The organism is Microbacterium sp. ZW CA_36 (assembly GCF_044987475.1).
Taxonomy (GTDB): domain Bacteria; phylum Actinomycetota; class Actinomycetes; order Actinomycetales; family Microbacteriaceae; genus Microbacterium.
In genome coordinates this window covers 1-18171 of record NZ_JBJDRL010000054.1, presented here as the reverse complement: position 1 = coordinate 18171, position 18171 = coordinate 1, and the positions used below count along the sequence as shown (strand labels likewise).

The following is an 18171-nucleotide window of genomic DNA, read 5'->3' as shown; positions in this document are numbered from 1 at the left end:
CAGACGAGCGGCTCGGCGCGTTTCGTCTCGGTCGCTGGCGCTCCCTCGCTCAACGACCGTGCGTTCGGCGTGGGGTGAGCGAGGACCGAACCCGCGGCCGCACCAGCCCGCGGCATCCGTTCCCGCCTGTGTCAGCGCACGCGGCGGCCGTGCGCGATGTCGATGAGGCGCGACAGCACCTCGCCACCCGAGCGCAGGCCGTTGTGCTCGTGCTCGCTGGTGATCCACGGCGTCACGCCGGGAAGCAGCCGTGCGGTCTCCATCGAGAACTCGAACGGCACGTAGAGGTCGTTGGCGTAGACGGCGGCGGCGCCGCGGGCGCCCGATGCAGTGATCGCGTCGGCGTCGTACAGCTGCGGCCAGGCGAACTCGGCGAGCTCGAGGGTGACGTCGCGCCACGGCTGCAGGCCGGGAACCGTGTCGAGCCACTCGCGGCGGACGTGCTCGCCGGTGAAGAGCGTCGGGTCGTCCCGGAAGTCGTCGGGCTCGGTGCGCTCGGCCGACCAGTCGGTCGCGTGCCCGTCGGCGTAGCTCGACTCGTGGAACACGTAGTACAGCGGGTTGCGCGCGTCGAACGGCATCGCGGCGGCGAGGTCGTGGCGGAAGGCGTTGGTGTGCGGCTCGAGCTCGAGCAGGCTCCACAGCTTCTGCCACCCCTCGTTCGTCCCGAGCGCCGAGCCGGCCGAGCGCACCCGCGAGGCGGAGGCCACTTCGCCGTCCGGCATCACGATGGCACCCGCGTCCGCGAGGTCGACGATCCGGCGCATCGCGTCGCGGTGCGCTGGGAATCGCCGGTAGTAGCGCTCGGACGCCTCGCGCATCTTGTCGTAGGTGAGGGCGTACACATCGTCGGGATGCCGGCCCACGGCGCTGAGGCCGCCGGTGATGTACACGTGCTCGAGGGATCCGGCATCCGTGGAGAGATAGGCGAGGGTCGTGAAGCCGCCGAAGGACTGCCCCAGCACGCTCCAGGTCGAGGCGCCCAGCTCCTCGCGCACCGCCTCGCAGTCCCGCACGATCGCGTCGGCCCGCAAGTGCGTGATGTACTCCGCGAGCTCGCCCGTGCCGCGCTCGAGGTCGCGGTCCGAGACCGGTGTCGACAGCCCGGTGCCCCGCTGGTCGAGCAGCACCAGACGGTAGTGCTCGAGAGCCTCGTCGAGCCACGACGGCCCCTGCGGAGCGTGGAAGGCGCGGGGCGCCTCGTGCCCCGGCCCGCCCTGGAGGAACACGAGGTACGGGAGCTGCTCTCCGCCCTCGCGCGTGACCACGGCGGCATGGATGTCGATCGTGCGGGCGTCCGCCGGATCGCCCCACACCAGCTGGACGGTGAGGGTGTGGTCGTCGATGGTCAGGTCCTGCATGCGGCGCGTCGTCACGGACATGCGTACGAGCGTAGGGGCACTCGCCGACGCCGTGCCTGCGCCGCCACTCTCGGGGGTCACGACACGCCGCAACGCCGCGGGGGTAAGGACGTTCTGCGCCTGCTGAAGGAGCGCGCCCGGCTCGCGGTGCACAGCACGCGGCAATGCGACGCCCGGTCGTTGAGCGAGCTTGCGAGTCGAAACGCAGAGACGAATCGCCTCGAGCCTCCGAGCGGACGTCTTACGGCGTGTGCGTTTCGTCCCGGTGGTCGAGCATTCTGAGACCGCGTGCCGTGACGATGAAGTCGTCGACGTTGCGCAGGTGCTCGCGCACGCTGCGCTCGGCGTCGACGGCGATCGCGCCGGCGTCGGCGGTCGCCGCGACGGCGACGAGCGCGTCGCCCTGGAGGCGGTGTCCCACCCAGCGGAGGCGGACGCGGTCGATCCGCGCGACGCCGTCGACGTGCGCGAGCGCGTGCTCGGCGCGGTCGACGAGCTCCGGCTCGACGCCGTCGAGGAGGCGGCGGCCGACGCTGCGCACGGTGCCGATCAGGAGCACGAAGATCGCCGCCGCGATCACGAGACCGACGATCGGGTCGGCCAGCGGGAAGCCGAGGAGCACGCCGATGCCGCCCAGCACCACCGCGAGCGAGGTGAAGCCGTCGGTGCGGGCATGCACGCCGTCCGCCACGAGCGCGGCGGACCCGATGCGCTTGCCCACGCGGATGCGATACACGGCGACGATCTCGTTGCCGGCGAACCCGATCACGCCCGCGGCGATCACCCACCCGAGGTTGTGAAGCGGCTGCGGGTGCAGCATCCGATCGATCGCCTGCCAGGCCGCCACGATCGCCGAGAGCGCGACGACGAACACGATGAACAGGCCCGCGAGGTCTTCGGCGCGGCCGAGCCCGTAGGTGTAGCGACGGGATGCCGCGCGCCGGCCGAGCACGAACGCGATCCACAGCGGCACGGCCGTGAGGGCGTCGGAGAGGTTGTGGACGGTGTCGGCGAGGAGCGCGACCGAGCCGCTGAAGAACACCACGATCGCCTGCAGCACCGTGGTGGCGAGCAGGATCACGAGGCTGATCTTCAGCGCGCGGATGCCCGCGGAGTTCGCCTCCATCGCATCGTCGATCGAATCCGCCGCGTCGTGCGAGTGCGGCACGAACACCTCGTGGAGGAACCCTCGCAGCCCGCCCGGGTGGGAGTGGTCGTGGTCGCCGTGGTCGTGCTGCTCCGCGGCCTGCGCGCTCATTCGGCGCCCTTGTCGGCGTGGTGGTGGCGGGGCGTGCCGCCGAGCGAGTGCTCGGCCTGGTGGATCGCGTCGGCGACGAGGCGGGAGGCGTGCTCGTTCTCGAGCCGGTAGAACACCCGCTGCCCCTCCTGGCGCGTCGAAACGATGCGCGCGAGCCGCAGCTTCGCCAGGTGCTGCGACACGGCGGCGGGCGACTTGTCGACGATGTCGGCGAGGTGGTTCACCGACAGCTCGCCGGCGTCCTGCAGGGCGAGCACGATCCGCACGCGGGTCGCGTCGGCCAGCATGGCGAACACCTCCACCGCGAGTTCGACGAAGCTGCTGTCGACCGCGTATCCGCATCCCTGCTTATCTGCACTCATACGCAGATACTACGTCCATCGGCTCGCAACCGCACACGGGCAGCGGTCCGGCGTGAGCCGGGGGCAGGCGAAGCTCGCGGGCAAGACCCGCGCTCGGCGGGCAAGACCCTCACCCCCACCGGGACAGGGCATGCGCGGCGAGACCGAGGGCGCCGTCCCATGGCTCGACGGGAATCCTCGGTCTCGGCGAAACCGGGACTCCCACGCGCCGCTGCACCGCAGGCCGGACTCAGCCGCCGGCTCTGCGCCGCTCGCGGTCGGACGCGCGCAGACGCCGGCGCCGACGACGCGGCGGAGTCGGCATCGCCGTCTGCGCGGCGGTCGGCAGCACGATGGGCTGCGTGACCACGGCGTCCACGACCATCGAGCCGTCGGTGGGACCGATGACGGCGATGGGCGTGGTCGGCGTCGCGACCATCGGAGTGATCGGAGCCGAGGCCAGCTGCCGGTGGGCGTGGATGTACGCGGGAACGAGCACGACGACGGCCCCGAGCCAGGCGAGCGGGTTGCTGGCCGCGACGCCGATGAAGCCGAAGATGCCGCCGAGCACGACCGCCGCGCCGACGCGCATGAAGAGCTCGATCACGCCGGTCACCGTCGGGATGAGCGTGTGGCCGAGACCCTGCAGTGCACCGCGCAGGACGAACAGGATGCCGAGGATCCAGTAGCTCGCCCCGTTGATCGCGAGCATCTGCGCGGCGAGGTCGACGACCTCGTCCGCCTCCTGGCCGACGAACAGCTGCACCAGCGCGGCGCCGAAGGCGATGAGGAGGACGCCGAGCACGATCGCGGCCGCCACCGACATCCACGTCGCCTGGGTGACGCCGCGGCGGATGCGGTCGGGCCGGCCGCCGCCGTGGTTCTGAGCGACGAACATCGACACGGCGAGGCCGAGCGACTGCAGGAGGGCGACGGCGAGGCCGTCCACGCGGGATGCCGCGGTGTAGGCCGCGACCGCGTCGGCGCCCAGCTCGTTGAGGGCGACCTGCACCGACAGCGTCCCGATCGCGATGATCGAGGCTTGGAAGCCCATCGGCAGGCCGAGGCGCAGGTGCTCGGCAAGCTCTGCGCGGCTCACGCGCCAGTCTTCGCGGCGGACGTGGAGCACCGGCATCCGTCGACGGACGAACTCGAGGCACAGCAGCACCGAGATCGCCTGCGAGACGACGGTGGCGACGGCGGCGCCGCCGACACCCCAGCCGAACGTGCCGACCATGAGGATGACCAGCACGACGTTGAGAGCGCAGGCCAGCGCGAGGAAGACGAGCGGCGTGCGGGAGTCGCCGATGGCGCGGATGATCGCCGACAGGTAATTGAAGAACATCATCGCGCCGGCGCCGAGGAAGCTGATCTGCGCGAAGACGACCGCATCGTCCATGAGCTCGGGCGGCGTCTGCAGCAGCACGAGCAGCGGCCCCGCCAGGAGGGGCGCGCCGACGGTGAGCAGCAGCGTGCACGCGCCGGTGAGGATGGTGCCTGCCGCGACCGACCGGCGCACGGCCGCATAGTCGCGAGCGCCGAACGCCTGCGCCGTGGGAATCGCGAAGCCCGACGTCAGGCCCCACGCGAACCCGAGCAGCAGGAACAGCATGCTGCCCGTCGCACCCACCGCGGCGAGCGCGTCGACGCCGAGATGGCGTCCGACGACGATCGCATCGACGAACTGGTACAGCTGCTGGACGACGTTGCCGATGAGCAGCGGGACGGCGAACACGACGATGACGCGCCAAGGGCGGCCCGTCGTCAGGGCGGTGGTCATGAGGCGGCTCTCGAAGGAGAAGGCGAGGAGAGGGAAGGATGCCGCACCAGCAGGCGACGGGCGACAGTCGACCAGTGTATCGAATCGATTCGGGAAGTCACCAGCCTCGGGGGAGGAATTCGTCGCGATCCGCCGCCGTCGTCGGTCCTCCTCCGGCGAGCCGGGGCGCGTGCCCAGCGGGTCGGCGGGCGGAGTGGCGAGCGAGCCGCGTGCGCGGACTCAGTCCGAGTCGGGAAGGATGCGCATCTCACGGAGGGGCGGCGAGAGGACCGCGACGAGCGCGGCGACAGCGAAGACGACCATCACGGCGACGAGCGTCCACTGGTCCCCGACGAGGCCGACCGCCGCACCGCCGGCGAGGGCGCCGAGCGCCGCCGCGGTCCGGTTGGCCGAGCGGATGTTCGCATTGACGCGTCCGAGCAGGGCATCGGGAGTCACCGCCTGCCGGAGCCCCATCTCGTTCGCGTTCTCGACACCGGCCGCGAGCCCGTGAATTGCGAGCGCCATATAGAGGAGTACCGGTCCCGCGGACAGCCACGCCGTCGCCGCGACCAGCAGCCAGGCGATCGGATAGGCCGCGCGGGCGACGATGATCGCCGGCCCGGTGCCCAGCCATGACCCGAATCTCGCCGCGAAGGTCGCGCCGAGCAGAGCCGCCGATCCCGACACGGCCAGCAGCAGTCCGAAGGTGAACGCGGTGAAGCCGAGCGACCGCAGCGCCAGGAGTGAGAGCACGGTGAACGCGATGCCGTTCGCGAAGAACCAGACGTGCGTCGACACCGCGAGCGGGCCGAGCGTCGGGTGCGCGTACGCCCAGCGCAGCCCCTCGCGGATCTCGCGTAGGAGATTGCGGTCGGGGCGGCGCTCGCGAGGCTCGTCCACGCGGATGCTCCCGTTCAGCAGCGCATCGACGAGGTAGCTGACCGCGTCGACCAGGAGCGCGATGGGAGCGCCCAGCAAGCCGACGAGCCCGCCGCCCAGTGCCGGGCCCACCGTCTGGGCTGCGGCATCCGTCTGATCCAGGCGCGCATTCGCCACCACCAGTCGCGACCGCGGCACGAGCCGGGGCAGGAACGACTGCGTCGCCGCGAACCCGAACACCGAGAACGAGCCGAACAGCAGCAGGAGCACCACGAGCATCCAGATCTCGAGCATGCCGGTCAGCCAGAGCACCGGGATCGCGCCGAGCGACACCGCCCGGCCGATGCTGGACCAGACGAGGATCGGCCTGCGGCGCCAGCGATCCGTGTACGCGCCGGCGATCAGCCCGAGAACGGCGTACGGCACGAACTGCGCCGCGTTGACGATGCCGACCTCCGCCGGCGTCGCCGCGAGCAGCTGCACCACGAGCACCGGCATCGCGACGGCCGAGACGGCGGTCCCGAACGAGCTGATCGCGGCCGCCGCCCAGTAACGGGCGAACGACGACCGGGGGACGGGCCCGGGTGCGCCCCGGTCCTCGTCGGGCACGCTCACGATGCCGGGCCGCGCGTCGTCATCCCATCCACGACGTGCGACCGAAGCGCTCCCAGCGCTCGACGACGCGCGAGCCGGCATCCGTACCCGGCTCATAGACCGCGCGCCCCTCGATGAACACGCGCTGCACGCGCGAGTCGACGGCGAGCGGGTCGCCCGACCACACGACCACGTCGCCGTCCCGGCCGGGCTCGAGAGCGCCGACGCGTTCGTTCAGACGGAGGATGTCGGCAGGGTTGGTCGTCAGTGCCTCCAGCGCCGTCTCGGCGGGGAGGCCCTCGCGCACCGCCAGGATCGCCTGCAGGCGGATCTGGTCGATGGGCACCACGGGGTGGTCGGTCGTGATGGCGACCTTGACACCCGCCTCGGCGATGAGGGCGAGGTTGCCGATGGCGCGGTCGCGCAGCTCCACCTTGGAGCGCGAGGTCAGCAGCGGCCCGAAGATCACCGGGATCTGCTTCTCCGCGAGGACATCGGCGATCTTGTGCGCCTCGGTGCCGTGGTTGACGATCAGGCGGTAGCCGAACTCCTCCGACAGCCGGATCGCCGTGGCGATGTCGTCGTGACGGTGGCAGTGCTGATCCCAGAGCAGGTCGCCCGCGAGCACTGCGGCGAGCGTCTCCTTGCCCAGGTCTCGCTCGAACGGCTCGTCCTTGTCGACGGCCGAGGTGCGCTTGTCGGCGTAGTTCTGCGCAGCGACGAACGCGTCGCGGAGGACGGATGCCACGCCCAACCGCGTCGACGGCGTCTGCTTCCGGTCGCCGTACACGCGCTTGGGGTTCTCGCCGAGCGCCGACTTCACCGACACGTCGGTAGCGAGGACCTGCTCGTCGACGGTGCGGCCGCCCCACGTCTTGATGGCGACCGTCCGGCCGCCGATGGGGTTGCCCGACCCGGGCTTGATGACGGCCGTCGTCACGCCACCGCGCAGCGCGTCGCGGAAGCCGACCTCCTCGATGTCGATGCCGTCGAGTGCGCGGAACCGTGCCCCGTTCGGGTCGGTCATCTCATTCGTATCGTTGCCCGACCATCCCTCGCCGTCCTCGTGGACGCCGAGGTGACCGTGGGACTCGACGAATCCGGGGACGACCCAGCTGCCCGTCGCGTCGATCACTTCGGCGCCGTCGGGCACCGCCGTGTCGGCCCCGCCGACGGCGGTGATGACGCCGTCGGTGACGACGACGGTGCCGTTCGGGATGGGGTCGGAGCTGACAGGGACGACGTAGCCGCCGGTCACGGCGAGGATGCGAGCCATGCTCTCCAACCTACGCGGGGTCGAGGACTCACCCGGCGGGAGGACCGTCCAGCACCGTGGGCACGTACTCGAGCAGCTGACTGCGCTGCTCGAACGTGCGGGCATCGACCGGCCCAGTCATCAGCGGAACCCGCCGCCCCGATTACCTGCGTTCGTCGGGCTCCGGCATCCGCCAGTCAGGCCGCCGGCGAGTGAGCATCAGCGTGACGGTGGACGCGAACACGAACGCCGGGACGATGCCCGCGATGGTGACCGCTCCCGGGTTGCTCACCTCTATGCCCGGATGCACGAGGAGGGTCTGGGCGACGACCTGAAAGCCGAGGTGGAATCCGACCGGGTTCCAGACGCTGCCCGAGATGACACGAAGGATGCCGAGCACGGCGCCCATCGCGAAGAACAGCGCACCTCGTTCGAGCAGCACGCCCCACCCGGACGTCGCGACCCACAGCGACGTGCCGAGCAGGCTGAACAGCGCTGCCTGCACGAAGACGGCCACGATCGGGGCCATCGCCGCCGAGAGGTTGCGGTAGATGTAGCCGCGGAAGATGAGCTCCTCGGGGATCGCCTCGAGCAGGAGAACCGTCACCACCGTGAACGCGACAGCGGCGACCAGGTCGAGCGGGGGCAGCACCGAGGTGATCTGCAGCCATCCCGTGAGCAGTGCGACGCTGAGACCGATCGCCGAGGGGAGCAGGAACGATGCGGTGCCCACGAGGAACGGCCGCCATGCGCCAGCCCATCCCTGGAGCTCCAGCGTTGCCCACGGGCGTCGATCGAGCAGACGCCGAGCGGCCACCACCATCGGCACAGCGAGTGCGAAGATCAACAGCGAGGTGACCACGCGGGCGACCGGGGTGACGTCTCCGCCGAAGAGGGTCGTTCCGACCCAGACCATGAGGCTCCAGATCGCGACGGTTCCCACCAGCACGATCGCGATGCGCCATCCCGTGCTCAGTCGTCTGTCCGCACGCGTCACGGTCGCCATGCTTGACGGTAGCGGAGGCCGGCGGGGCCGCGCGAGCACGCGGCGCCGGTCGGCCCCGCTGTGCGCGGGTATCCCGTTCGGCTCGCAGCATGGTTCCGCCGGAAGTTGTCCTCCGCAGATTCGTTCGCGGAGCGATCTGTTCCGTGGAATCGCGGGCTGGACGTGATGGAGCCCCGGTGGTGGACGATCAGAGGATCGTGGTCAGGGTCCCGCCGTCCGCCCGCAGTGCCGCGCCGTTCGTCGCCGAGGAGCGAGGGCTGGCCAGGTAGGCGACGAGATCCGCGATCTCGCCTGGTTCGATGAATCGCTGGAGCAGGGACGTGCGATTACCTGCGGCGATGGCGCCCTTGAGGTCCTCGGGCAGTGTGTTCTGCGCGTGGGCGATCTGCGTCACCGTGTGTGCGACGCCGTCCGAGTAGGTGGGACCGCCGAGGACCGTGTTCACCGTGACTCCGGTCCCGCGGGTGAGCTTCGCGAGCCCGTTGCCCAAAGCGAGCATGGCCGCCTTGGTGGCGCCGTAGTGGAGCATGTCGCCCGGGACGTTCACACCCGACTCGCTGGAGACGAACACGACCCGTCCCCAACCGGCCTCGAGCATGCGTCCGAGCAGCTGCCGCGACAGCCGGACGCCGCTCATCACGTTGACGTCGAAGTAGCGGTGCCAATCGTCGTCGGTGATGTCGGTGAACTCCTTCACCTCGAACACCCCGACGTTGTTGACGAGGATGTCCACGTCTCCGAGGGAGCCGAGCAAGCGACTCACCTGCTCGGGATCCGCGAAGTCGGCGGCGATCCCCGTGACCTCCGCGCCGGACACCGAGGCGCGCAACGCATCGACCGTGGCATCGACGCGACCGTCCGAGCGCCCGTTGACGATCACCGAGGCGCCCTCGCGCAGGAGCGTCTCCGCGATCGCGAACCCGATCCCCTGCGTCGATCCGCTCACGAAGGCCCGCTTGCCTGCCAGATTCAGTTCCATGACACCCTTCCCTACGCGCCGTGCGTGAGATTTCACTTGCTCAGTCAAGTCAATTGTAGATACGATTGACTTGACTGAGCAAGTGAATGCAGTCGCGGTTACAGTGTGGGAATGACGCAATCCGGTGTGCTCGCAGAGTTGACGCCCGAAGAGCTCGAGACGTGGGCCGGACTGGCCACACTGCTCGAGTGGTTGCCGACGGCGCTCGACGCGCAGCTGCAGCGCGATGCCCAGCTGACGCACTTCGAGTACGGCGTGCTGTACGCACTCGCCGATGCCCCTGGCGGGACCCTGCGCATGAGCGTGCTCGCCAGCTATGCGAACAGCTCGCTCTCGCGACTGTCCCGCGCCGCCACGCGTCTGGAGTCCCGAGACTGGATGCGCCGCGAGCCCGACCCTGCGGATGGCCGCTTCACACTGGCGATCCTCACCGATCTCGGCCGGCAGAAGGTCGCCGAGGCGGCACCGGGGCATGCGGCCCTCGTGCGCCGTCTGATCTTCGAGCGCCTCACGAGCGCGCAGCAGCAGCAGCTCAGGGACATCTCGCGTCGCATCGCGGGTGGGATCCGACCCGACGAGGGCTGGGCTCCCGCAGCGGCGAGCGCGCCCTCCGCCTAGCAGCGGGCCGGCGCCGGCTGCTACGCGAACATCTGGCGCAGCACATCGAGGTCGCCGGCGGCGAGCGCCTGCGCGGTCACCGGGTTGTCGTACGGCACCCACGCGATCGAACTGTCCGGGTGGCTCCTCGCCGATCGCGTCGGTGCGGAGGGCCGCGCGACGGTCCGTGACCGTCGCTACGCGGAGGCTCTCAGGGGCTCGAGGGCGGCGAGGACGAGGTCGAGGCCGAAGATGAACTGCTCCGCAGGGTCGAAGCCGGCGGCGACGAGCGCCGCGGCGGACTCGTTGAGGTAGGGGAACTCGTCAGGAGGAAGCTGCGGCAGGTAGACGTCCTCGGCCATGTCCGCGAACTCATCGGCGGTGCCGAACGGCAGGCTGGCTTCCTGCAGTGCGAAGCCGTAGACGTAGCTGTCGAGCAACCAGTTGGCGTGCGTCGCCATCAAGACCGGGAAGCCAGCTCTCCGCAGGCAGGCGGTGACCGCTTCGTGGTGGCGGAGGTTGGCCGGCCCCGGCGACGTCCGCGACTCCATCAGGACGATCGCCCACGGGTGGCGTGCGAGAACCTGTCGGGCAGATACCGCCCGCCGTCGCATCGCCGACTGCCAGTCGGTCTCTTCGGGTGGGAGCTCGATCTCCTCGAACACGATGTCGGTCATGGCGTCCAGCAGCTCATCCTTGCTCGCCACGTAGTGGTAGAGCGACATCGCGCCCGCGCCGAGCGCGCCGGCCAGCCGGCGCATGCTCAGCCCGTCGACACCCTCGCGGTCGGCGATCCGGACAGCCTCGACCACCACCCGCTGCTTGCTCAGCCCCGCGTCCGACGCGACCTGACGTTGTTCCCTCGCAGGCATGAGTCTCCTCGCTCGCTCGAACGGCTTGACAATCGTACAGCGTACGCCTCATAGTACGGTGTACGACGTACGATGTACGAGCCAGCGCTACGTCGGGGCAGGTCACACCCGAGGGAAGGTCGTCGTCACCGTCTGACGACCGGACCGGCAAGAACGACCCGACCGTGCGCACGCACGCCCACACCTGCCGCCACTCCGGCGGACGGACCGCTCCTCCCGAAAGAAGAACCGATGACCATCCGAACGAACACCCCGAACCTGCTCGACAACCCGCCGATCCCCGTGCAGGCCAAGCTTGCCGTCGCATGGACCAGCTTCATGTTCCTCTACATCTACGTCGACTTCTTCAACCTCTACAAGCCCGGCGTCGTCGACGGCATCCTGAATGGCCTCGTCTGGAGGTTCGACGTCAGCTCGACGTTGTTGACCATCATGCTCGCATCCGTGGCGATCCCCGCCCTGATGGTGATGCTCTCCATGACGCTGCCCGCCCGGGTGAACCGCGCCACGAACCTCATCGTGGCATCGCTCTACATCCCCTACTCCGCGTTCAACGCGGCCGGGGCGACCTGGGAGTGGGCCTTCTTCTACGGCCTCTCCATCGGAGTCGAGGTGCTGCTCCTGGCCTTCATCCTGCGCTCCGCCTGGACATGGCCGCGAAACCCCGCCGTCCCGGCCGGTCCCGCGACGACCGTCTCAAACGGCGTCTCCGCTAGGACCGGCACTCTTCCGCCGCTCGTTGAGTAGGGCGTAGAGGTGTCCTGAGGCCTCGAGGAGCGCAACGCTACGGTGGCTGAGGTCAGACAGCCGCTCGTCGAGAAGTGATTGCGCTTCTGCCGTCAGCCCGTGTGCGCGGAGTTGGTCGAGGACGCGCGATATCGGCGAGATGCGATGACCGCCACTGCGGAGCGCTGCGACGATACGCGCCTCAGTGATCGCCCGAGCGTTGTATCGACGGATCTGAGACCCGCTGATCCGGTCCGGGTTGACGAGCCCTTCGTGCTCCCAATGGCGCAGCGCCGATGATCGAACACCGAGGGCGTCTGCGAGCTCGCCGATCGCCATGGAGTCCTGGTCGTCGAAGACGTGGGTGGGGTCGGTGAGGACGGCTTGGAGACCGCGGCTTGCTTCGCGAACGTGGCCCCGGCCGCGGGCGAGCAGGGCATGCAGGTCATCTATCTTTTCTGCGGCGGCTTCGAGGGTGCCATGGACGAGCGTGGGCATCATCTGTCGCGCGGGGACGGGGCCGATCGCGGCGGCCAGAGCGCGATAGGCACGGAGCGCGATGATGTGGCGTTCCTGGTAGCGCCGATATCCGTTGGGACTGCGCTCGGCGGCGGGGAGAACTCCAAGCCGTTCAAGATCACGAACTTGTTGTGTGGAATAGCCCACACTCTGAGCAGCGGCAGCCGTCGTCAGTCCCGTCACTTGAGGCTTTGCAGCTCGCATGCCAGCTCCCATCTAGTCATGGTCCACATAAGCACTTGAAGGTGACGATTGAAGGATGGATATGCAGCAGATTGTCGATGTTGTCAGCAGCTTCGAGGGCGTGCTCGTCGTCATTCCGGGAGAGGAGAGCGGATCGCCGGAATTGGCGTGGGGTGATGCGTTCTTCTACTACGCCCCGAATGGGGTGATGCCGGAGCGGACTCAGCCGTACGGGACGATCGTGACGAAGAACTATCCCGATGACGAGGAATCGAGACTCGACGAGCCTGGTCGGTTCCGCGTGAACATCCACGTCGGGCGCGACCGCGCACCGCTGATCGTGAATGACGAGGCGAGCCCCGCAGATTCTGACGTGTTCGTTTCGCACCCCCTGTACGGAGCGGCCGGATGGGTATCGGTGGTGAACCCGTCAGCTTCGACGTCCGAGCAAGCTATCTCCCTGTTGAACGATGCGCATGAGGCAGCACGAACGCGCGCCTCCCGTCGTTCCGGTACTGCGTGATGAGATCACCACAGGCGTTGAGCGAGGCTGATCGCCGGATCGTGGCATCGTGGGCGGCGGACTGCGCCGAACGGGTCCTCGCGATATTCGAATCGGAGTCACCTGCCGACTCGCGGCCACGAGATGCGATCGCTCGCACCCGGGCATTCGCGCGTGGCGAGCTCTGTGCCGCGGGGGAGATACGTCGCCGCTTCGTTGCGGGGCGCGCTGCACGCGACGTCACGACACCGGCGGCCATTGCGGCGGCGCGAGCCGCTGCGCAAGCCGCAGGCGTTGCCCATATGGGTGCGCATGCCCTCGGGGCAGCGGCGTACGCGGTGAAGGCGGCGGGCTTGTCGAGACCCGATCAGTTCGACGCGGTCCGCGACGAGCTCTGCTGGCAGCTCGATCAGCTGACCCCGGAGGTCAAGGCAGCGCTACGACAACTGCCGCGCCTCGGTGAAGACACGACTGGTCCGCTTGGACCAGGTCTTCTCAGTAGAGGTGTCCTCGCCACGCACATCCGCGCCATCCAAGCTGGTCTGGCGTGATCGCGCACCGTGCTGATCATTCGCATCGAGAGATGGACATGCTCAGCGGGAATCTGTGCCTGCTGCTTACCCGAAGTCGCCCGGTGCCATGTCGGTGAAGCGAGAGAAGTGGCCCTGGAACGCGACGGTGATGGTGTCGGTCGGTCCGTTGCGGTGCTTGGCGACGATGAGGTCGGCTTCGCCGGCCCGCGGCGAGTCCTTCTCGTAGGCGGCTTCGCGGTGCAGGAGCACGACCATGTCGGCGTCCTGCTCGATCGAGCCCGACTCACGCAGGTCGGAGAGCGCCGGCTTCTTGTCGGCACGCTGCTCGGCACCACGGTTCAGCTGCGAGAGGGCGATGACCGGGACGCCGAGCTCCTTCGCGAGCAGCTTGAGCGCTCGTGAGAACTCCGACACCTCCTGCTGACGCGACTCGACGCGCTTGCCCGAGGTCATGAGCTGGAGGTAGTCGATGACGACGAGCTTCAGGCCCGCGCGCTGCTTGAGCCGCCGGCACTTGGCGCGGATCTCGACGAGCGTCATGTTGGGGCTGTCGTCGATGTAGAGCGGAGCGTCGTTGATGCGCCCGCGCGTCGCAGCGACGGTCGTCCAGTCGCGCGAGTCGAGCGTGCCCTTGCGCATGGACTGCAGGGGGATCGCGCCCTCCGCACTCAGCAGGCGCATCGCGATCTCGCTGCGCCCCATCTCGAGGGAGAAGAAGATCGTGGGCATGTCGTGCTTGACGGCGGCCGACCGCGCGAAGTCCAGCGCGAGCGTCGACTTACCCATCGCGGGTCGCGCCGCGATGATGATCATCTGACCCGGGTGCAGGCCGTTGGTCAGGGCGTCCAGTCCCGAGAAGCCGGTCGGGATGCCGGTCATCTGGCCGTCGCGACCTCGCGCGGCCTCGATCTCTTCCACCGCGGCATCCACCGCGATCGTGAGTGGCACGTAGTCCTCGGCCGCCTCGGCACCCGTCACCGAGTAGATCTCGGCCTGGGCGTTGTTGACGAGGTCGAGAGCCTCGCCCTGACCCGAGTAGCCCATCTGCACGATGCGGGTGCCGGCGTCGACCAGGCGGCGCAGCAGCGCTCGCTCCGAGACGATCGACGCGTAGTAGCCGGCGTTGGCCGCCGTCGGCACGATCGATGTCAGCGTGTGCAGGTAGTCCGCACCGCCGGCGCGCTGCAGCTCACCCGTCTTGATGAGCTCGTCGGTGACGGCGACGACATCGGTGGGCTCGCCGTGCGAGTAGAGGGTGAGGATCGCCTCGAAGATGAGCTCGTGCTTGGGCACGTAGAAGTCGGCGCCGCGGAGGGTCTCGATGACGTCGGCGACGGCATCCTTCGAGAGCAGCATGCCACCGAGCGCGCTCTGCTCGGCGAGGAGGTCGTGCGGGGGAGTGCGCTCGAAGTCACGGGGACCCCCCATGCGCTCATCGGAGATGTCGGCGATCGACATAGGCTGCGAGTCCTCCCTATCGTTCGTTCCCGAGTTGTCACGGCGTGAGCCGGTGCGGCTCGCCGGGCGCGCGTCAGCGTGCACGACCTGATTGCGGGATGCCGCAGCATCCCGCTCCCCGCCGAACCCCCGCGTGCGATCCCCTGCTGCTGCCACGCCGTTGTGTCCAGCACGGAGGCGCGCGCCACGAGTGGGCCGCACCCCACGCTAAGGACGGCCTCCGACACACGCAACACGACCTGTGGATAACTCTGTGGAGAGCCTGCGTGAAACGCCGACACGCCTGTGAACAACCGTTGTGGAGAACTCGCTGCTTTTCGAGCACGGTCTTCGCAGAAACCGCTCCTGACCGGCCGTTGCGTATTCCACAGCCTGTGGAGGAGGATGTGGTTGAAGTCAGGGTTGAAGGTTGGGCTGTGCATCGCGCCCTGTGCACAATTCCGGGGATACAGAACACCGTGCGCGCGCGAGGAGGCGCGATCGTGTTCGCGTCGAAAGGGGGTCTGGACATGGCGATTCCGCAGGCGGTATCCTCGCAAGTCCAGGCACCCCTACGCACGATCCGTCCGGAACGTGCGGCTCTTTCGTCGTGGGAGGTGAACGTGGAGATCGCAACCTCGCTGCCGAGGATCGTGCGGCTGGCCCTCATCGGGGTCGCAACCGCGTTCGCCTGGATCGTCGTCTCGCTGGTCCTCGGCCTCGGCCTCGGACAGGCGCACGCCGACGAGACCGAAGACGGAGGACTGCTCGGGGGTGCTCTCGGCGCCGTGACCTCGCTGGTCGACACGACCGCGACGACCGTCACGACCACCGTCTCAACGGTGGCCACGGGCGTCACCGGCGCTGTCAACACCGCGGTCGCCGCCGCTCCGCCGCCGGTCCAGCAGCCGGTCAGCCAGGTGGTCCAGACCGTCGGCACCGTCGTCACGACCGTCACTCAGCCGGTCTCCGACGTCGTCTCCGGCGGCGTTGTGAGCGGCATCACCGCTCCCGTCGTCGACCTCGTGACCGAGGTGCCGATCGTGGGCGGCGTCGTCACGGGCATCGGGCTCGACGACGCGGTGAACGACCTCGGCGGCACCGTCGACGAGACGCTCACCGGCGTCGTCGGCGCGGTCGACGAGACCGGCGCGACCGTCGGACTCCCGCCCGCGGGCGGCGCCGGCGAGGTACCTCCACTTCCCGGCATCCCCGCGATTCCGGGCCTTCCGGGGCTGTCCGGCACCCTCAGCGCGGACGACGCGCTCGCTGCGCTCGCCTCGCAGACGGAAGCCGCGGCCGCCCTCTTCTCGACGACCGCCCGCTCGATCGGCCAGTGGGCGGCGGCATCCGTCTCGCACGCCGGCGCTGCCGTCACAGTCGTCGTCTCGTCCGCCGTGCTCGCGCTGAGCGGACCCGTCAACTCTGCATGCGGACTCTGTCTTCCCACTTCTTCCGCGGGACCCGGTGGTGCGGGTCTCGGTGCCTGGGCGCTCGCTGCCCTCCTTCCTCTCGCCGCACACCGTGCCTGGGTGCGTCGAGCAGGTCCGGAGGACGAGCACGCGCCGCCGGCGCCCGCCGGTTCCACCGACGTCTCCCCCGACTGATCGGTTCCCCGCCGCCTTGCTCAATCGAGCGCGGGCGGCAGAGGAACCAGCGCGCCCTCACGCGCTGAGCAGCGCCTCTCCGTGCGCTGCGAACCGATCAATCCACAAAGGGGAACACCATGCGTACTTTCTACAAGCGCGCCCTCTGGGGCACGCTCCTCGCCGGCGGCATCACGCTGCTCGGCGCGACGGTCGCCAATGCGGCCGAGACGACGGGCGATGACGGGCTGCTCTCGGGCAGCCAGGCGATCGTCGACGTCACCCTTCCGATCAACATCAGCGGCACCTCGCTCTCGGTGCTGGGCGACTCGTCGAGCAGCGGCGCCACCACAGCGGCGCCGGCGCCCGCTCCGGCTCCCGCAGACGCGACAACCAGCGGCTCCGACGGCATCGGCTCGGGCACGCAGGGCCTCGTGTCGGTGAACGTGCCGATCACGGTCTCGGGCAACGCGGCCTCGGTGGTCGGCGACTCCTCGTCGACGGATGCCGCGACCACGGCGCCCGCGCCCGCCACCGCACCGGCCACCGCACCGGCCGAGACCTCGGGCCAGGACGGCCTGCTCTCCGGAACCCAGGGGATCGTCTCGATCGCCGCTCCGGTGACCGTCTCGGGCAATGCGATCTCGGTCGTCGGCGACAGCGCGAGCGAGGACGCCACCACGGCGCCCGCCGGCTCGGGCGGCACCGCCGGCGCGGATGCCTGGACGGACGGCGAGGACTCGGTCCTCGGCGGCAGCCAGGTGGTCGCGCCGGTGACCGCCCCGGTCACCGTCTCGGGGAACGCGATCTCCCTCGTCGGAGACAGCGAGTCCACCGACGCCACCACGACCGCCGGCTCAGGGACACCCTCGACCGGCCCGACCGGCACCACCGGCGGCGAGGGCGGCATCCTCGGCGGCACCCAGGTGCTCGCACCCGTCACCGCCCCGATCACCGCGGTCGGCAACGCCGTCTCCGTCATCGGCGACAGCTCGAGCGAAGGCGCCGCCACGGCACCCTCGACCGGCTCGACCGGCAACGGCCCCACCGGCACCACCGACGGCACGGACGGCATCCTCGGCGGCACCCAGGTGCTCGCACCGATCGGCGTGCCGGTCACGGTCGTCGGCAACGCCGTCTCGGGCGTCGGCGACAGCACCTCGACGGGTGCGGTCTCAGCGCCGGGCACCGGCAACGGCGGGACCACCGGCGCCACCGGCGGCCTGGACTCGATCCTCGGCGGCACCCAGGTGCTCGCGCCGATCTCGCTGCCCATCACCATCGGCGGCAACGCCATCTCGGTGATCGGCGACAGCACCACGGTCGACGCCGCGGTGCCGACGGACCCGACGGACCCGACGGATCCGACCGATCCGACCGATCCGACGGACCCGACGGACCCGACGGACCCGACCGATCCGACGGACCCGACGAACCCGACCGAACCCACCAACCCGGGGGACGACGGGACGCCCGGTGACGGCGGCTCGGCCTCGGTCACCGGCTCGGCGGCAACGTCCGGCGAGGCCACCCAGCTCGCCACGACAGGAGGAGCGGGCGCGATGCCATTCCTGCTGCTGGGGCTCTCGCTGCTCGCAGCGGGTGCCATCGCGCGCGTGTCGCGGCGGCGCTCCGCGTGAGTCGACGGGGCAAGTCGACGTTCCCCAGGCGCCCCTCGCCCCGACTCGCGTGAGAGCACGGCGGGAGGGGCGTCCCCCCCGGCCCCCCCCCCCCTTAAACCCCCCCCCTCCCGATGGCCGGCTCTTTCCTGGGCCCCCCCC

The 18171-nt window shown here is 69.8% G+C and carries 17 protein-coding genes; 6 read left to right on the top strand and 11 right to left on the bottom strand.

The genetic code is table 11. The features are described from left to right. Positions 1–131 precede the first annotated feature (131 nt). The 8 genes from ACI3KX_RS17480 to ACI3KX_RS17445 form a co-directional block, all read right to left on the bottom strand. A complete protein-coding gene (locus tag ACI3KX_RS17480; RefSeq protein ID WP_404910514.1) occupies positions 132–1382 on the bottom strand; it encodes an alpha/beta fold hydrolase in 1251 nt (416 codons plus the stop codon). 220 nt (positions 1383–1602) lie between these two features. Beyond that, positions 1603–2619: a cation diffusion facilitator family transporter gene (locus ACI3KX_RS17475; protein WP_363355956.1), complete on the bottom strand. Its 1017-nt coding sequence runs from the start codon at positions 2617–2619 to the stop codon at positions 1603–1605. Beyond that, the gene (locus ACI3KX_RS17470; protein ID WP_363355958.1) at positions 2616–2981 is read right to left on the bottom strand and encodes a metalloregulator ArsR/SmtB family transcription factor; all 366 of its coding nucleotides are present in this window, start codon (positions 2979–2981) and stop codon (positions 2616–2618) included. Before ACI3KX_RS17470 ends, ACI3KX_RS17475 begins: the two co-directional genes overlap by 4 nt. A gap of 229 nt (positions 2982–3210) precedes the next feature. Continuing rightward, positions 3211–4740 (bottom strand): MATE family efflux transporter, encoded by a 1530-nt coding sequence (locus tag ACI3KX_RS17465; RefSeq protein ID WP_404910513.1) that lies wholly within the window; start codon positions 4738–4740, stop codon positions 3211–3213. A gap of 219 nt (positions 4741–4959) precedes the next feature. Then, positions 4960–6216, bottom strand: coding sequence for an MFS transporter (locus ACI3KX_RS17460; RefSeq protein WP_404910512.1), 1257 nt, complete (start codon positions 6214–6216; stop codon positions 4960–4962). A gap of 19 nt (positions 6217–6235) precedes the next feature. Then, on the bottom strand, positions 6236–7471 hold the full coding sequence (locus tag ACI3KX_RS17455; protein ID WP_363355964.1) for an amidohydrolase: 1236 nt from the start codon (positions 7469–7471) through the stop codon (positions 6236–6238). Positions 7472–7613: 142 nt separating this feature from the next. Beyond that, on the bottom strand, positions 7614–8456 hold the full coding sequence (locus ACI3KX_RS17450; protein WP_404910511.1) for a CPBP family intramembrane glutamic endopeptidase: 843 nt from the start codon (positions 8454–8456) through the stop codon (positions 7614–7616). Between the two features lie 187 nt (positions 8457–8643). Further along, a complete protein-coding gene (locus ACI3KX_RS17445) occupies positions 8644–9435 on the bottom strand; it encodes an SDR family NAD(P)-dependent oxidoreductase (protein ID WP_404910510.1) in 792 nt (263 codons plus the stop codon). 111 nt (positions 9436–9546) lie between these two features. On the opposite strand from ACI3KX_RS17445, the gene ACI3KX_RS17440 reads away from it, so the two are divergent. After that, complete coding sequence (locus tag ACI3KX_RS17440; RefSeq protein WP_404910509.1) at positions 9547–10053, top strand: MarR family winged helix-turn-helix transcriptional regulator; 507 nt, start codon at positions 9547–9549, stop codon at positions 10051–10053. Positions 10054–10229: 176 nt separating this feature from the next. Here the strand turns inward: ACI3KX_RS17440 and ACI3KX_RS17435 are convergent, their stop codons facing one another. Further along, positions 10230–10904 carry a TetR/AcrR family transcriptional regulator gene (locus tag ACI3KX_RS17435; RefSeq protein ID WP_404910508.1) on the bottom strand — a complete coding sequence of 225 codons (675 nt, stop codon included), beginning with the start codon at positions 10902–10904 and terminating at the stop codon, positions 10230–10232. Between the two features lie 231 nt (positions 10905–11135). Here ACI3KX_RS17435 and ACI3KX_RS17430 point away from each other — a divergent pair, with 231 nt between their 5' ends. Then, complete coding sequence (locus ACI3KX_RS17430) at positions 11136–11651, top strand: DUF6326 family protein (RefSeq protein WP_404910507.1); 516 nt, start codon at positions 11136–11138, stop codon at positions 11649–11651. Here the strand turns inward: ACI3KX_RS17430 and ACI3KX_RS17425 are convergent. Then, complete coding sequence (locus ACI3KX_RS17425; RefSeq protein WP_404910506.1) at positions 11601–12353, bottom strand: MerR family transcriptional regulator; 753 nt, start codon at positions 12351–12353, stop codon at positions 11601–11603. The two genes, ACI3KX_RS17430 and ACI3KX_RS17425, sit on opposite strands and share 51 nt — an antisense overlap. Before the next feature lie 55 nt (positions 12354–12408). Here ACI3KX_RS17425 and ACI3KX_RS17420 point away from each other — a divergent pair, with 55 nt between their 5' ends. Together ACI3KX_RS17420 and ACI3KX_RS17415 are read left to right on the top strand one after the other, a co-directional pair. Next, positions 12409–12855, top strand: a complete 447-nt coding sequence (locus ACI3KX_RS17420; RefSeq protein ID WP_404910505.1) for a DUF6194 family protein — start codon at positions 12409–12411, stop codon at positions 12853–12855. After that, entirely contained in the window at positions 12855–13385 is a 531-nt protein-coding gene (locus ACI3KX_RS17415) for a putative immunity protein (protein WP_404910504.1), read from the top strand. Before ACI3KX_RS17420 ends, ACI3KX_RS17415 begins: the two co-directional genes overlap by 1 nt. A 66-nt stretch (positions 13386–13451) precedes the next feature. Here the strand turns inward: ACI3KX_RS17415 and dnaB are convergent, their stop codons facing one another. Further along, positions 13452–14825, bottom strand: a complete 1374-nt coding sequence (dnaB, locus tag ACI3KX_RS17410) for a replicative DNA helicase (protein ID WP_349429053.1) — start codon at positions 14823–14825, stop codon at positions 13452–13454. A gap of 602 nt (positions 14826–15427) precedes the next feature. On the opposite strand from dnaB, the gene ACI3KX_RS17405 reads away from it, so the two are divergent. Continuing rightward, positions 15428–16411: a hypothetical protein gene (locus tag ACI3KX_RS17405; protein ID WP_363355974.1), complete on the top strand. Its 984-nt coding sequence runs from the start codon at positions 15428–15430 to the stop codon at positions 16409–16411. 119 nt (positions 16412–16530) lie between these two features. After that, positions 16531–18030 (top strand): chaplin family protein, encoded by a 1500-nt coding sequence (locus ACI3KX_RS17400; protein WP_404910503.1) that lies wholly within the window; start codon positions 16531–16533, stop codon positions 18028–18030. Positions 18031–18171: the final 141 nt, after the last annotated feature.

Excerpts from the sequence above, each read along its gene's own strand:
- ACI3KX_RS17480 (WP_404910514.1), bottom strand. The coding sequence starts at position 1,382 with ATGTCCGTGACGACGCGCCGCATGCAGGACCTGACCATCGACGACCAC.
- ACI3KX_RS17475 (WP_363355956.1), bottom strand. The coding sequence starts at position 2,619 with ATGAGCGCGCAGGCCGCGGAGCAGCACGACCACGGCGACCACGACCAC.
- ACI3KX_RS17470 (WP_363355958.1), bottom strand. The coding sequence starts at position 2,981 with ATGAGTGCAGATAAGCAGGGATGCGGATACGCGGTCGACAGCAGCTTC.
- ACI3KX_RS17465 (WP_404910513.1), bottom strand. The coding sequence starts at position 4,740 with ATGACCACCGCCCTGACGACGGGCCGCCCTTGGCGCGTCATCGTCGTG.
- ACI3KX_RS17455 (WP_363355964.1), bottom strand. The coding sequence starts at position 7,471 with ATGGCTCGCATCCTCGCCGTGACCGGCGGCTACGTCGTCCCTGTCAGC.
- ACI3KX_RS17450 (WP_404910511.1), bottom strand. The coding sequence starts at position 8,456 with ATGGCGACCGTGACGCGTGCGGACAGACGACTGAGCACGGGATGGCGC.
- ACI3KX_RS17445 (WP_404910510.1), bottom strand. The coding sequence starts at position 9,435 with ATGGAACTGAATCTGGCAGGCAAGCGGGCCTTCGTGAGCGGATCGACG.
- ACI3KX_RS17440 (WP_404910509.1), top strand. The coding sequence starts at position 9,547 with ATGACGCAATCCGGTGTGCTCGCAGAGTTGACGCCCGAAGAGCTCGAG.
- ACI3KX_RS17435 (WP_404910508.1), bottom strand. The coding sequence starts at position 10,904 with ATGCCTGCGAGGGAACAACGTCAGGTCGCGTCGGACGCGGGGCTGAGC.
- ACI3KX_RS17430 (WP_404910507.1), top strand. The coding sequence starts at position 11,136 with ATGACCATCCGAACGAACACCCCGAACCTGCTCGACAACCCGCCGATC.
- ACI3KX_RS17425 (WP_404910506.1), bottom strand. The coding sequence starts at position 12,353 with ATGCGAGCTGCAAAGCCTCAAGTGACGGGACTGACGACGGCTGCCGCT.
- ACI3KX_RS17420 (WP_404910505.1), top strand. The coding sequence starts at position 12,409 with ATGGATATGCAGCAGATTGTCGATGTTGTCAGCAGCTTCGAGGGCGTG.
- ACI3KX_RS17415 (WP_404910504.1), top strand. The coding sequence starts at position 12,855 with ATGAGATCACCACAGGCGTTGAGCGAGGCTGATCGCCGGATCGTGGCA.
- dnaB (WP_349429053.1), bottom strand. The coding sequence starts at position 14,825 with ATGTCGATCGCCGACATCTCCGATGAGCGCATGGGGGGTCCCCGTGAC.
- ACI3KX_RS17400 (WP_404910503.1), top strand. The coding sequence starts at position 16,531 with ATGCGTACTTTCTACAAGCGCGCCCTCTGGGGCACGCTCCTCGCCGGC.